Source organism: Providencia sp. PROV003 (assembly GCF_045040775.1).
Classification (GTDB): Bacteria; Pseudomonadota; Gammaproteobacteria; order Enterobacterales; family Enterobacteriaceae; genus Providencia; species Providencia huashanensis.
The window spans coordinates 3,519,413-3,533,295 of sequence record NZ_CP096369.1; the positions used below are offsets into that span (position 1 = coordinate 3,519,413).

At 37.8% G+C, this 13,883-nt stretch carries 14 protein-coding genes; 8 read left to right on the top strand and 6 right to left on the bottom strand.

The annotated features are described in order from the left end of the window. The first annotated feature begins 370 nt into the window (after window positions 1-370). Both fetA and fetB read left to right on the top strand, forming a co-directional pair. Window positions 371-1,021, top strand: a complete 651-nt coding sequence (gene fetA, locus M1F14_RS16190) for an iron efflux ABC transporter ATP-binding subunit FetA (RefSeq protein ID WP_181469225.1) — start codon at window positions 371-373, stop codon at window positions 1,019-1,021. A 12-nt stretch (window positions 1,022-1,033) separates the two neighbouring features. Continuing rightward, window positions 1,034-1,810, top strand: a complete 777-nt coding sequence (gene fetB / locus M1F14_RS16195; RefSeq protein ID WP_042844124.1) for an iron efflux ABC transporter permease subunit FetB — start codon at window positions 1,034-1,036, stop codon at window positions 1,808-1,810. Between the two features lie 65 nt (window positions 1,811-1,875). Here fetB and M1F14_RS16200 read toward each other — a convergent pair whose 3' ends face one another. Continuing rightward, entirely contained in the window at window positions 1,876-2,904 is a 1,029-nt protein-coding gene (locus tag M1F14_RS16200; RefSeq protein ID WP_042844126.1) for a LacI family DNA-binding transcriptional regulator, read from the bottom strand. 237 nt (window positions 2,905-3,141) lie between these two features. Here M1F14_RS16200 and M1F14_RS16205 point away from each other — a divergent pair, with 237 nt between their 5' ends. Further along, window positions 3,142-3,870 carry an SDR family oxidoreductase gene (locus M1F14_RS16205; RefSeq protein WP_042844127.1) on the top strand — a complete coding sequence of 243 codons (729 nt, stop codon included), beginning with the start codon at window positions 3,142-3,144 and terminating at the stop codon, window positions 3,868-3,870. Between the two features lie 45 nt (window positions 3,871-3,915). Continuing rightward, window positions 3,916-5,544 carry an FGGY-family carbohydrate kinase gene (locus M1F14_RS16210; RefSeq protein WP_181469224.1) on the top strand — a complete coding sequence of 543 codons (1,629 nt, stop codon included), beginning with the start codon at window positions 3,916-3,918 and terminating at the stop codon, window positions 5,542-5,544. Window positions 5,545-5,662: 118 nt separating this feature from the next. On the opposite strand, the gene M1F14_RS16215 is transcribed toward M1F14_RS16210, so the two are convergent. Next, window positions 5,663-5,986, bottom strand: a complete 324-nt coding sequence (locus M1F14_RS16215; protein WP_225832900.1) for a hypothetical protein — start codon at window positions 5,984-5,986, stop codon at window positions 5,663-5,665. A gap of 1,122 nt (window positions 5,987-7,108) precedes the next feature. Between M1F14_RS16215 and M1F14_RS16220 the strand changes: the two genes are divergently transcribed. Continuing rightward, a complete protein-coding gene (locus M1F14_RS16220; RefSeq protein WP_048606965.1) occupies window positions 7,109-7,399 on the top strand; it encodes a hypothetical protein in 291 nt (96 codons plus the stop codon). A gap of 66 nt (window positions 7,400-7,465) precedes the next feature. Here M1F14_RS16220 and M1F14_RS16225 read toward each other — a convergent pair whose 3' ends face one another. Then, window positions 7,466-8,359: an endonuclease/exonuclease/phosphatase family protein gene (locus tag M1F14_RS16225; RefSeq protein ID WP_071548006.1), complete on the bottom strand. Its 894-nt coding sequence runs from the start codon at window positions 8,357-8,359 to the stop codon at window positions 7,466-7,468. 252 nt (window positions 8,360-8,611) lie between these two features. Beyond that, on the bottom strand, window positions 8,612-9,646 hold the full coding sequence (locus M1F14_RS16230; protein ID WP_042844132.1) for a LacI family DNA-binding transcriptional regulator: 1,035 nt from the start codon (window positions 9,644-9,646) through the stop codon (window positions 8,612-8,614). Between the two features lie 230 nt (window positions 9,647-9,876). Between M1F14_RS16230 and M1F14_RS16235 the strand changes: the two genes are divergently transcribed. Genes M1F14_RS16235 through M1F14_RS16245 form a run of 3 tightly spaced genes read left to right on the top strand, consistent with a single transcriptional unit; the run spans window position 9,877 to window position 11,900 of the window. Continuing rightward, window positions 9,877-10,323, top strand: coding sequence for a PTS sugar transporter subunit IIA (locus M1F14_RS16235; protein WP_181469223.1), 447 nt, complete (start codon window positions 9,877-9,879; stop codon window positions 10,321-10,323). Window positions 10,324-10,344: 21 nt separating this feature from the next. Further along, complete coding sequence (locus tag M1F14_RS16240) at window positions 10,345-10,632, top strand: PTS sugar transporter subunit IIB (protein ID WP_042844135.1); 288 nt, start codon at window positions 10,345-10,347, stop codon at window positions 10,630-10,632. Between the two features lie 11 nt (window positions 10,633-10,643). Further along, the gene (locus M1F14_RS16245) at window positions 10,644-11,900 is read left to right on the top strand and encodes a PTS ascorbate transporter subunit IIC (protein WP_036958647.1); all 1,257 of its coding nucleotides are present in this window, start codon (window positions 10,644-10,646) and stop codon (window positions 11,898-11,900) included. A 177-nt stretch (window positions 11,901-12,077) separates the two neighbouring features. On the opposite strand, the gene M1F14_RS16250 is transcribed toward M1F14_RS16245, so the two are convergent. Continuing rightward, entirely contained in the window at window positions 12,078-12,527 is a 450-nt protein-coding gene (locus M1F14_RS16250) for a GNAT family N-acetyltransferase (RefSeq protein ID WP_181469222.1), read from the bottom strand. 186 nt (window positions 12,528-12,713) lie between these two features. Next, window positions 12,714-13,658, bottom strand: a complete 945-nt coding sequence (locus M1F14_RS16255; RefSeq protein WP_042844138.1) for an SPFH domain-containing protein — start codon at window positions 13,656-13,658, stop codon at window positions 12,714-12,716. Between the last annotated feature and the right edge of the window lie 225 nt (window positions 13,659-13,883).

Consider the following 13,883-nt stretch of genomic DNA (forward strand, 5'->3'; position numbering starts at 1 on the left):
ACAGGTTTAAATCTATATTTATAATTTATAAAAATGAGCCACTTCTCATATTATTAGAAATGAAAAATAAGATTAAGAACATTTGTTCATAATTAAATTCAAACTGATTATTTGTTTATATTAACATGAGTATTTAATCCATTTTTTCGATAGCACAATGACAGATTATAAAACAATCATAGTCCCCTATTGATAGTCCTTTAACCACTATCTGCATAATACAGTATAAATTTAGCAATAACTGGCGCATAATATTAGTTATATCTAAATTGATATTGAACAACGTAAATGTACTGTCATCAGATAAAATAATGGAATGGGTATCATTCGCGTTAAACTGCGTATTTTAGTTAAATAGGTCATTGATAATATGGAACAAAACCATTTACTGCTACAATTGAGGGATATTGGTTATACCATTGATGGGAAAACAATTCTCGATAATGTGCAGATTAACCTACAAGCAGGTGATTTCAAATTAATCACAGGGCCTTCCGGTTGTGGAAAAAGCACCTTATTAAAAATAGTGGCATCTTTAATTTCCCCCACTCAAGGTTCGATCACCTTCAAGGGAAAAGATATCAATACTATTTTACCAGAAACCTATCGCCAACAAGTTTCATACTGTACGCAAACGCCTGCTTTATTTGGCACAACAGTATATGATAATTTGGCATTTCCATACCAAATAAGAAAGTTACCTTTCAATAAAGATAAGATAATAAGTGACTTAAACTATTTCTCACTGCATGAAACTATTTTAGAAAAAGGTATCAATGAGCTTTCTGGTGGGGAAAAACAACGTATTTCTCTTATCCGTAACTTACAATTTTTACCGCAAATTTTGCTATTAGATGAAATAACCAGTGCCCTTGATGAAGAAAATAAAATCAAAGTAAATGAATTTATTCACCACCTTACCACTGATAAAAAAATCGGGGTGTTGTGGGTAACCCATGACCAAGATGAAATATCTCATACCAATGAGGTTATTACCCTTCCCATTCATCATGAAGAATAATAGGATATTACTGTGCACCAACCAGCCATCTCCAATGAATCACTAACATTTTCGGTCATGTTAGTTTTAGTGGCTATTTTTATTAGCCATAAAGAAAAACTTTCCCTAGAAAAAGATATAATTTGGAGTACCTGTCGAGCTATCATCCAGCTACTAATAGCGGGTTATATCTTAAAATACATCTTCAATGTTGATCATAAACTGCTCACCATCGCCTTAGTCATGTTTATTTGCGTTAATGCTGCGTGGAATGCCAAAAAAAGAAGTAAGTATATTGATAAAGTTTATGTTACGGCATTAATAGCGATTACATCTGGTACATTCCTAACGCTGCTTATCCTAATATTATCCAACGCAATAGAATTTACGCCTATGCAAGTCATCCCTATAACGGGCATGATAGCCGGGAATGCGATGATAGCCGTAGGATTATGCTTTAATAACCTTGGTCAACGTTTTGCCAGCCAACAGCAACAAATCCAAGAAATGCTGAGCTTGGGAGCAACACCGAAAGTGGCTTCTGCTTCCATAATCCGCGATAGTATTCGCGCATCATTAATCCCCACGGTTGATTCAGCTAAAACAGTTGGAATTGTTAGCCTTCCCGGCATGATGTCGGGGTTAATTTTTGCAGGCGTTGACCCACTGCAAGCGGTCAAATACCAAATTATGGTGACATTTATGCTACTGGGAACCGCCAGCCTTTCAACTATCTTGGCCGGTTATATGACTTATACCAAGTTTTATAATCAACGACATCAACTCTTAGTCACAACACTCAATAAGTAATTCGCCATAGCCCGCCTGTAAGTTAATTTTGTGCAGGCGGTTTCAATCATCATTATTAGCGTGGATTAGCTTATTCCTACTGGCAAGACTTCAATCAGTTGAGCTTGGCTATTTTCGTTATCAATTAAATTAAAAATATGATTAAGCATAGTAGGCACATCTTGTTTAACCATTTCAATATCATTACCTAGCAATGCAACAAATGGGTCCCAGTCGAAACAACCTAAATTAGGTTGCTGTAACCCAGTATACCCTTTATGCCCTAACCAACGCATCACTCCTTCTAATGAAATTGTTGAATTAATAAATAAGCCACATTCCGCTATCTTTTGCGGGTCATTATTATGCTGCTTAAAGAAAACAGAGAGCGCTTTTTCTGCTTTTTCAGGCGCATAGCCACAAGCCAAAATATTTTCACTGGGGACATCTATGCTTAGCTCGCGATGGGCATCAATAAACCCGCGAATACGCTCGCGAGTATTATGATCATGCTCACGTCCACCAATAAAAATTAGAGCGGCGCCCTGTATAAGTGGCGTTTTTTGTTTGCGCAAAATACGTTGGGTTAGCGTTTTCGCCCCGAGATAATTGTCTGAAATGACCGAAGGCGCCAATGTGCCCGGCAAGTCTAAATTCAAAGTAGGCACGCCGGAGACTTGGCAGATTTCCGTAATTTTATCGGGGTTCGTTGCCCCTGTCGAAATCAACCAATCCACCTGATATGAAAGCATAGCGCGTGCCGCTTCAATTTCGAGTTTAGGATCACGTCGCGTACAGGTGATAATAGGGAATAGCCCTCTTTCACGTGCCATTTCCTCAAAATGCTCAACAATTGAACCGAAATAACGGTTGTCATATTTGGGTACTAACATGCCGATAATTTTAGACTTATTGCTGCGTAATAAGCTGGCCTGCTTATTTACAGAATAATTTTGTTCTTCCGCGATACGCATTACTTTCTGTGCAAGCTGTGCGCTAATCCGCCTTTTTTGCCAATTTCCATTAAGTACAGCACTCACCGCACTGGCTGAAACCCCCGCTAATTCTGCAAGGTCGTAGATCGTTGTTTTCTTATTTTGTCTGATCTTTGTCACAGATTCATATCTCCATTTTTTACTAGCTTGACACCAAAGTAGAAAAGTCGCAATACTGCTACATCGATTGAGCAGAACTGAAATTGATGAATTCTGAGCTGATATAAAACAAAAAAATATTATCAGTCTTTCATATGTAGCCACCTATCCGTTCCTGTGACTCATTGTCATTTCATTGATTTCACAATGCTTTTTATTCTTATATTTCCGCTAAAATATCCAATTGGAGTAAAAATTATGGCTATTTCCATTGAAAACAAAGTCGCAGCAATCACAGGTGCCGCTTCTGGTATCGGTCTTGAGTGTGCTCGTACACTGATCAAAGCAGGCGCTAAAGTCGTTTTGATAGACCGTGCTGAAGAAAGATTGAATCAACTCGTGGCTGAACTTGGCGAAAACGCTATTCCATTAGTCATCGATTTGATGAACCCCAAACAAGTTGATGGGATGTTAGATGAAATCCTAAAAAAAGCAGGTCGTTTAGATATCTTCCATGCCAATGCGGGTGCCTATATTGGTGGGCCCGTTGCTGAAGGCGACCCCGATGTATGGGATAAGGTATTGAATTTAAATATTAATGCAGCTTTTCGTAGTGTTCGTGCCGTATTACCACATTTTATTGCTCAAAAGTCTGGCGATGTATTATTCACCAGTTCAATCGCTGGGGTCGTTCCTGTGATCTGGGAACCAATTTACACTGCATCAAAATTTGCCGTTCAAGCGTTTGTCCATTCTACGCGCCGCCAAGTCTCTGAGCATGGTGTGCGTGTTGGTGCAGTATTACCAGGCCCTGTTGTCACCGCACTACTCGACGATTGGCCGCAGGAAAAAATGGATGAGGCATTAGCTAATGGCAGTTTAATGCAACCGATTGAAGTGGCTGAAGCCGTTTTATTCATGTTGACGCGCCCCAAAAATGTCACTATCCGTGATTTAGTTATCGTTCCAAATAGCGTCGATCTCTAACCTACCAACTTGTCATAGATTACAGCCCACATCTTGGAGGAAAAAATGAGTAATCCAACGACCTCATTAAATAATAATGACAATGTCGTTATTGGTATTGATGTTGGCACCGGTAGCGCGCGTGCCGGTGTTTTTGATATGGCTGGTAATATGCTAGCCTCAGCCAAACATGATATTTCACTTTTTCGCGATAGCGCTAATTTTGCGGAACAGTCGAGTAATGAAATATGGAAAGCAGTTTGTTACTGTGTCAAACAAGCGATCACCTCTTCTAATGTAAAACCACAACAAGTGGTTGGAGTCGGTTTTGATGCAACCTGCTCACTGGTCGTCATTGGACACGATAAGCACCCGATCACTGTTAGCCCGTCTAATGACCCTGAACGTAACATCATTGTGTGGATGGATCATCGAGCGACTGAACAAGCAGAGCGTATTAACCAGTTAAAACACCCCGTTTTAAATTATGTGGGCGGCAAAATTTCTCCAGAAATGGAAACACCAAAGATATTGTGGTTAAAAGAAAATTTACGCCAAACCTATGATAACGCATGGCAGTTTTTTGATTTAGCTGATTTTTTGACATGGAAATCAACGGGTTCACTGACCCGCTCAACCTGCACCGTCACCTGCAAATGGACCTACCTTGCCCATGAAAAACGTTGGGATGCTGATTATTTCCAACAAGCTGGTTTATCTGAACTGGTCGAAGAAAATTTCTCCCGCATTGGGCAACAAATCGTTGAGCCGGGCACGCCTTGTGGTTCAGGGTTAACAGAACAGGCCGCACAGCAAATGGGCTTACTCGCAGGCACTCCTGTTGCTGCCGGTATGATTGATGCTCATGCAGGAGGGATTGGGACTGTAGGTGTGAACGGTGATGCAACTGCAAATATGGCCTATGTATTTGGTACCTCTTCATGCACCATGACAACCACCAAAGAACCTGTTTTTATACCTGGGGTCTGGGGGCCTTATTATAGCGCTATGGTTCCTGGTATGTGGTTAAACGAAGGGGGGCAAAGTGCCGCTGGTGCTGCAATAGACCAACTGCTTTCATTACACCCAGCCTCAGCGCAAGCTCAAATAACAGCCAAAGGACAAGGGAAATCATTACCTGTCATGCTAGCAGATTTAGTTCTAGAAAAAGCTGATTCTCCTTCTCAATCCGTTGAACTAGCACAAAAAATACATGTTGTCCCAGAATTTCTAGGTAACCGAGCGCCTTTTGCCGATCCACATGCAAGAGCTGTGATTGCAGGTTTAACAATGGATAACAGCATGGAAAATTTACTGTCTTTCTATGTTGCCGGTGTTTGTGGTATTGGGTATGGTTTGAGGCAAATTATTGAAGCACAAGCTAAATCAGGTGCTTCAATCGAAAATATCGTTGTTAGTGGTGGAGCGGGTCAACACCCACTGATCCGCCAATTACTTGCAGACGCATGTGGCGTGCCAGTTATTTCAACCCGAGCAAGTGAACCTGTATTGCTGGGTTCCGCTATCCTAGGTGCTGTTGCAGGAAAAGTCTGTAATGATGTCGCACAGGCTATGAATAAGTTTAGTGCGATTGATTTAACTTACCACCCGAATAAGGCCTATAAAGCGCATCACGATATACGGTTTGCGTCTTTTTTACACTTACAGAAATGCGCTAGAGAGTTAAAAGGTTAAATAACTATTAGCTAGCCTTATCTAGCCTTATAATGAAGAAAGCCGCTTTATGGCTTTCTTCTCTCTGTTCCCTGTTTATTTGTATGTTGAACGGATAAAAAGCCCTTACCGACTAATCTCAAAAGCAATATTTTTGCCATAATGCATTTACCATCTCCATCGGTAATAAGTCATAGTCCCCTTCAACCATTGGAATAGACATTGTGACTCTACCATCATTATAGGTATACGCTTTCACAATAAATTTTTTGTACCCTTCTAACTTAGCATTTTTTACGCGAAAAACTTCGCCACAAACATAGCCTAAGTCCCCTTTGTCTGCTGTTTGCCGAATAAAATTATATTTCACTCCTTTAAATGACGCAGATTCAGGATAAGACAAGTAATCTTCCACACTACTTTTTGCCATTTTTACCAAATCAGGTGTTGGAGCATAATTCATCGTTACTCCTAAAATAAAAGAGCACCCAGTTAACAATAAGATTGTGAGCAACTTTATGATATTCATGTTTTTAAGCTCTCATAAACGCAATGACACAGCCAATTGACCAAAATGACACAACAGTACTTCTCTCAAAAATACCTGAGTAGTTATTTTTAGCTAATTGTAAGTAAATAAGAATTAATTTAATAATAGATGGTACTACCTACTTAAGAATACCTTATTAGACAACCGCATTTGACCTAATCGCTATTTTCCGTAATAGTAATAATCTACGTAAATAGACACAACTAGTTTCATATAGGTTATTCGTATTTATACTTTATTTTACCCATCACATGAGTAAGTATACCAGCATTAAGCTAAAAATATAAATAGTACCCGAAAGATTAACTGTTTCAATTTGTATTTTTTTCACAAAAAGCGTTTCTCTTTTATATGATAGAAACAATAATTGGACTTAATTGTTAATTATCATTTAATAGTAATCACTTCAAATATATTATTAAACAATTCGAATTAAGAATTAGTGTGTCTAATTGTTAATAAACTCATATAATGCGTATATAGACTCAGTATATGAGTAAATTATTTATTTATTTTATTATTGAGTAATTTTATAAATAAGATTATCTCTTCCAAGAAAAACACACAAAAGATAAAAGTAAATATAAATCAATAAATTACAATCGAAAGGAAAGTTAGGTTATCTTCTTCTACTAGTTTCATAAGTAGCGTCATTACCTTTCCATTATCAATATTATTTTACATCCCATATTGCCCACAGCCAAAAAAACCAAAACAAAAAATATCGTAATGAATTGATTAATAATTGAAAATTATCGATAATGAGATTGCAATGAGCATTTTGAAAGTGATAAAAAACAGATTAATACAATAATTTAACAAATAAACCATAAGAATATTTAACGATATCATTATGATTTAAATCTTGTGTGTACCTCAAACATCTCCCAATTCGTCTAGTTAAACTAACCCAAATTACAGAATATTCCTATAAAAACCCCCTATTAAACTAATACATAAAATTTTCCGACTAAAAATGACAAATTTAAATTTCAAATTCAGGTAGCATTGCCTTCCAAAGAAAAAGGGTATGCCATGACACAAATTCAATTACTTTTGCTTGCAACCAACAATATAAAAAACAATACAGACCTAAGCCATTCTCAAGAATCTTATGTTTACCAATACTATTATGCTAATGTGGCTAATCAGTTTGGTTGTATTAAAAGCTATATTGCTGAGTTTATTAAACAAACCTCTTCCGCCTTAGATAATGACCCACAGTTATCGGAACAACGTCAACAAATATATTCAACCGTTGAACGTTATTTGGAAATAGCTGAAAAACGTTATATTCAGAGACAGAAATTGCTTCAGAAACAATGAAAGTACAGATGTAACAAAGGCCTGCAAATGAGGCCTTTACCGATACAACTCCGTTTACCTACCTATCTACTGCTCTTGTAACTCCAATTCCGCTATCACTGGTAGATGGTCACTGACACTTGACCATTGAAACTCTTCGCTATCCGTTGGTATTTGCATTTCATTTACATTCCACACTTGCCCTTTAAATGTAAAAATGTGGTCTATGTCAATCGCTGGATTAACTGCTGGCCAACTACGATAATCCGTCCCTTTTTTCTCAACGGGCTGCCACATATAACGGATTTCTTGAATAGGTTGTTCATTAGCCGTTGAGTTAAAGTCACCTGCTAATATTTTTATTGATGCAGCTATATTATCAAAACCAGTGTCTGTATCCCCAATGCTCGCATCTAAAATATGACGAACCTGCCCAATACGCACTGTTGGGTCTTTTTGCCAATCAAGATGAGTCCCCATTATAATAATTGGCGCATCAAAACCCGGTTTTGTTATCTGAGATAATAATACAACACGTTGCTCCGCATCGCCTGAAGGCAAGTTAATGACTTTTGATTTTTCAATTTTATATTTTGATAAAATTCCTACGCCATATTCACCACCATCAAAATCTAATGCTTTACCAAATGCAAAGTGCATCTTGTTAGCCTTAGCGATTTCCTCCAGTTGATTAACATGTTTACTGCGCGCCGTTTTGTTATCAATTTCGGTTAAAACAATAACATCTGCATCAATTCTCGCGATTGCTTTATTTAAAGCATCGAAATTTTTCACATCTGATGCCAACTCGTTCTTTCCGATATTATAAGTTGCAACTTTAATCGTAGGCTTATTCGCGGTATAGACCTTATTCGGCGTACCTCCGTCTTGCACCTTAAGTACTTCAGACCCCGTGGTTGTTGCTAATGCACCGCAAGAAACTAAAATTGCGGTAGAAATAACTGTTTTTAATAATTTCATTATATTTCCCCTGCTATTGTCTAAAGCTATAAAGAGGTCAATACCCGTCAAAAGTCTAAACTTAAGTACAGGTGAAATATGACCTACTAATATACTGTAGCAAGGAATAAGAATGATGCAGTGACCAAGTCGACAATCTTATTTTGAGAGGCAAAAAAACAATCTTTTTTAGAACAAAAAAGTGACTTCTTATAGAATTTCTTGTTTAAGAGACAGTTAAATAACAAAATAGTGTGACTAAATCGATCCCCCCTATGCACTTTGCCTAGCTTCGAACTTATAAGGGAAAATGACTTCTTCTTGTCTCTGTGAAAGATCACCGTCAGTATCCGCTAACCATCTTTGCAACTTCTTGGCAGCTTCTCTCGCCATTTTGCTATAATCAATGCGTACCGAAGTCAAGGATGGGTGAATATGGTCGCAATTTGCGGACCCTTCAACACAAGCAACAGCCAACATTTTCGGCACTTTAATCAAGCGCCTTTGACATTCAAAAATAACCCCTAACGCAATCATTTCGTGGCTACAAATCACAGCCTCAAGTTCAGGCTGACGAGTTAGCATTTCGCTAATCGCCTGACGTCCAAAATCCATGGTAGCAACATAAGGAGTCGTAATGCTTTGATCTGCACTTTGGTTATATTCGAGCATGGCCTTATTCCAGCCACTTAGTTGCTGGCTTTGCATTTTATTATCCATTTGAGCCCCAATATAGCCTATCTTCTTATACCCTTTTTGTAACATATAATGTGTTAAAAAATTAACCGCTTCCCCTATATTACTTTTAATATTCAATGTAAATGGATGACTCCCTCCCCCAGCAACACTGATAACAGGTATATCTACATTTTTAAGGTAGGTGTATACCCCCTCTGAATTAATCGCACCAAAAATGATCAAGGCCGCAGGGTTACTCTGTAATAATGTAGATAAAACTTCAGATTCTTTTTTCTGCTGATAGTCATGACTACCAATGACAACTTGATAATTATTTTTATTCAAAACCTCTTGTAATGATTGCAGAAATACTGAACTAGCATTATCACGTAACGACGGAATTAAAACGGCGACTGTTCGGCTTTGGCCTGACGCCAAAATACCCGCAGCTGAATTTGGAATATAACCCAGTTCTTCAACTGCCTCGTTGATTTTTTCACGTAATTTGTCTGAAACCAATTCAGGCGTACGAAGCGCTCGGGATACTGTCATTGACCCAACACCTGCATATTTTGCAACATCTTGCAGCGTGACTCGCCCTGTATTTTTTCTTTTTCGTGTTTTTTCCATAAAATACTTTTAATTAGCCTAAACTTATTATTAACCCGAGTAACTTACCATAGGTTGAATTTGTTAATCAGCCAACAAGTGTCCTGAATTAGTATTTGTTCGCTATTTTTATTCAAAATGATAGCGCTATCACGAAAATGAAAGTTTAAGCTAGATAGCGCTACCATAGATCACTACTATTCATTCAACCATTAAAAAAGATAAAAATTCAGCATACCAGGAGTAACTCTATGCTAACGACATTACTGACCCCTAACGTCATTCAGGTCGTCGAAAGCGCCACTGATTGGCAAGATGCGATAAAAATCGCCTGTAGCCCTTTGGTTAATAATAAATTCATCGAACCAAGATATATTGATGCCATTATTAAATCACATGAGAAAATTGGCCCTTATTATGTATTAGGACCTGGCATTGCGATGCCACACGCACGCCCAGAAGATGGCGTAAATCAATTATCACTAGGTTTAACTGTTATTAAACAAGGCGTTGAATTTGGTTCTGAAGGCAACGACCCAGTTAAGTTATTAATTGTTCTCGCAGCAACAGATAGCAACAGCCACATTGGCGTTATCGCAAAGTTGGCGGAGCTTTTTGATAATCAAGAAGATATAGACAGCATCATGCAATCAGAAAACGTAGATGACATTCTTAGCATCATCGCTAAATATGAATAATTAAATATTAAGGTAAATATTATGAAAATCACTGTTGTTTGTGGAAATGGTTTAGGCACAAGTTTGATGATGGAAATGAGCATCAAAAATATTTTGAAAGACTTACAAGTAAGTGCTGATGTAGATCACGTCGATTTAGGCTCAGCAAAAGGAACTGTAAGCGATATTTTTGTAGGAACAACTGACATTGCAGAGCAATTGGTTGCCCAACAAGTTGGTGGCGAAATCGTAGCGCTCGATAACATGATTGACAAAGTCGCGATGAAAGAACGCCTGTCTGTTGCTTTACAAAAACTTGGTGCAATGTAAGCGGAGGCACTATGTCATTTTTTCGTTTTCTGATGCAGGATGTTTTATCTGAACCTGCTATTTTAGTCGGTTTAATCGCCCTTATCGGTTTAATAGCGCAGAAAAAACCGGTGACTGAATGTATTAAAGGCACCATTAAAACCATCATGGGTTTTGTCATTTTAGGTGCAGGTGCTGGTCTAGTCGTAAGCTCATTAGGTGATTTTTCAGCTATTTTCCAACATGCATTTGGTATAAATGGTGTTGTACCGAATAACGAAGCAATTGTTTCCATTGCACAAAAAAGCTTCGGCCGTGAAATGGCAATGATTATGTTCTTTGCGATGTTAATCAATATTTTGATTGCTCGTCTGACGCCTTGGAAATTCATTTTCTTAACCGGTCATCATACCCTATTCATGTCAATGATGATTGCAGTGATCTTAGCTACAGCAGGAATGGAAGGAACCTTACTGGTTACTGTAGGCTCACTGATTGTTGGTTTCTGTATGGTCTTTTTCCCAGCAATCGCTCACCCCTACATGAAAAAAGTCACGGGCTCAGATGATGTTGCAATCGGCCATTTCTCGACAATTTCTTATGTATTGGCCGGCTTTATTGGTAGCAAATTCGGTAATAAAGAACACTCTACCGAAGATATGAATGTACCAAAAAGCTTATTATTCCTACGTGATACTCCAGTCGCCATTTCATTTACCATGTTCATTATCTTCATTATTACTTGCTTATTTGCAGGTGGTGATTTTGTACGTGAAGTCAGTGGCGGTAAAAATTGGTTCATGTTCTCATTGATGCAATCTATTACATTCGCTGCGGGCGTCTATATTATTCTGCAAGGTGTGCGTATGGTTATTGCCGAGATAGTTCCTGCATTTAAAGGGATTTCTGACAAATTAGTACCAAATGCAAAACCCGCTTTAGACTGCCCAGTCGTATTCCCATATGCCCCAAATGCTGTATTAGTAGGCTTTTTAAGTAGTTTTGCAGCAGGTGTTTTAGGCATGTTTGTATTGTATGCATTAAACATGACCGTCATTATTCCTGGTGTTGTCCCACATTTCTTCGTCGGTGCAGCCGCTGGGGTATTCGGTAACGCAACAGGCGGCCGTCGCGGGGCTATTTTAGGTGCGTTTGCTCAAGGCTTGTTGATTACTTTCTTACCTGTATTCCTATTACCTGTTCTGGGTGATATTGGTATTGCTAACACTACATTCAGTGATGCTGACTTTGGTGCAATCGGAATTTTATTAGGTATTATTGTTCGTTAAAACACATAAACTCCCCAATATTGTTATACTATTGGGGAGTCATTGATTAATCCAGAAACATTAAGCATCACAGCAACTCCTTGTTTACTTGATTACGATATAGCACAACTATCAAATAACTATCACAAAAATACAAATTAGAGCTACCACCTTAGCGATAAAGCCTGACTTTAATGCCTATAGGTTCAAAGCATATATATGCTCACCATCAATAATCTCACCAGTAAAGCTGAACCCATGACTGCAATATATTTTTTTAGCAATCATATTTTCCTCATCTAACCCAAGAGAGATTTTTCGTATTCCTAAGCTATTTAAATACACCAAAATTGCAGAAAAAGACTGTTTTCCTAAACCTTTACCAAGGTATTTATAATCCAACATAAAACGACAAATAAAAGCATGAGCTGGCTGTTCATCAACTATTTTGTACATAAAAAAGCCAATTAATTTATCATCCCAATAAAGTGCTTTGGGGATATATTCCGGATAATAGTGAGACTCCGCTATTGAGTATGCATTGCAACATACGTGCTCTTCTAATACGGTAGCAATACCATTTTTATTTGATGTAAGTTCACATACATCCCAAAAATTGAGTTTTGTTATTTCTTCAATATGAACCATAGATATTTTACCTAATTTTTAATACCGCTAAATACCGGTTAATTTCTGTTGTTAAATAATCGGGGCAGCTTATTAGACAACAAGTCGTTGGTCGATTTCGCGTCAATTGTGCTCAGTAAAATAAAAAACCAGCCCTAAATAAATAGAGCTGGTTTCAATAATATAGTTTTTGTTAATCAGTGCTGATTATTGGCTATTTCGCATATCCATAATCATTTTACCGTCATAATCTGCGCCAACAACAATGTTAGGCACTTCACCTTTATATTTATGTGCTTTAATTTGTTCAATTTCTAACTGTTTCCAGTTAATCATTTCACGGGTGATTGTGCGTTGTAATATCGCATTAGCCTCTGCTTCCTTCTGAGCCGCATATAATTTTGCATCAGCCTCTTGACGCATCGCAAAAGAACTTGCTTGCGCATTACGTTCCCTCGCTATCGCTTGCTGTTCCGCTGATTCCCTTTCAGCTTCAGCAATCACCACTTTTTTCTGTGCTAACTCACGCTCTTTTTCGGCTTCTGCTTTCGCTTGGTTGATCTGCTCTTGGCGCATTTTAGTGTTGACCACTTGTTCCTGAACAACTTCTGGTAGAGTAATATCTTGGATCATGATTTCTTTTATTGTATACCCATATGGGGATGCATACCCTTGAATTGCATCACGGATAGACTCTTGAAGCTTCCTTTGTGTATCAGCCGTATACAGGTCTTGTGCATTAGCGACGTCTTTACCAAATTCGAGAATGGTTGAGATAAGCTTTTGGCGTACATATTTATCCAATGCCTCACTTTCAGTACCACCGTTAATACGCAATACTGGTGCTTTAGCACCATCAAACTGTAGCATTACAGTAATATCGACAATCGATTTTAGCTTATCCTGTGAAGGCACTCTTAATTCCTTTAATGAAACACGAATGTCTTTCGTCGAATATGTATCGAAAGTAGTAAATGGGTTAATAGGGAAATGCAAACCTGCATCATAAGCGACAGGGTCTACTTTACCTAGAAATGTTCCCACTTTAACAGAACCGTCTTGCACAATTGTATATGAATTAATACCAATAATACCGATTACAAATAGCAATACTGCACCAACAACCAATTTAACCATTGATTTAAATTGCATGAGTTAATCCCTATCTAACAATATTAGTCATTATAATAAACCGACTATTGTCACTACTTATCGGACAACTACAAGTCTAATATTCCTAAAGTTAAAGGCTAACCCATCTATCCAACAAGATAAAACAGCTCAAATTACAGTCAATTAAAAATTGAATGCAAAAAAATCACAATTACATGTTATACAATGCATTATTATATATTTATTATTTAATAGTTTTTATGT

What these genes read in the sequence shown, in the direction of transcription:
- fetA (WP_181469225.1), top strand. Translation starts at nt 371, where the DNA reads ATGGAACAAAACCATTTACTGCTACAATTGAGGGATATTGGTTATACC.
- M1F14_RS16205 (WP_042844127.1), top strand. Translation starts at nt 3,142, where the DNA reads ATGGCTATTTCCATTGAAAACAAAGTCGCAGCAATCACAGGTGCCGCT.
- M1F14_RS16210 (WP_181469224.1), top strand. Translation starts at nt 3,916, where the DNA reads ATGAGTAATCCAACGACCTCATTAAATAATAATGACAATGTCGTTATT.
- M1F14_RS16215 (WP_225832900.1), bottom strand. Translation starts at nt 5,986, where the DNA reads ATGAATTATGCTCCAACACCTGATTTGGTAAAAATGGCAAAAAGTAGT.
- M1F14_RS16220 (WP_048606965.1), top strand. Translation starts at nt 7,109, where the DNA reads ATGACACAAATTCAATTACTTTTGCTTGCAACCAACAATATAAAAAAC.
- M1F14_RS16225 (WP_071548006.1), bottom strand. Translation starts at nt 8,359, where the DNA reads ATGAAATTATTAAAAACAGTTATTTCTACCGCAATTTTAGTTTCTTGC.
- M1F14_RS16230 (WP_042844132.1), bottom strand. Translation starts at nt 9,646, where the DNA reads ATGGAAAAAACACGAAAAAGAAAAAATACAGGGCGAGTCACGCTGCAA.
- M1F14_RS16235 (WP_181469223.1), top strand. Translation starts at nt 9,877, where the DNA reads ATGCTAACGACATTACTGACCCCTAACGTCATTCAGGTCGTCGAAAGC.
- M1F14_RS16240 (WP_042844135.1), top strand. Translation starts at nt 10,345, where the DNA reads ATGAAAATCACTGTTGTTTGTGGAAATGGTTTAGGCACAAGTTTGATG.
- M1F14_RS16245 (WP_036958647.1), top strand. Translation starts at nt 10,644, where the DNA reads ATGTCATTTTTTCGTTTTCTGATGCAGGATGTTTTATCTGAACCTGCT.
- M1F14_RS16250 (WP_181469222.1), bottom strand. Translation starts at nt 12,527, where the DNA reads ATGGTTCATATTGAAGAAATAACAAAACTCAATTTTTGGGATGTATGT.
- M1F14_RS16255 (WP_042844138.1), bottom strand. Translation starts at nt 13,658, where the DNA reads ATGCAATTTAAATCAATGGTTAAATTGGTTGTTGGTGCAGTATTGCTA.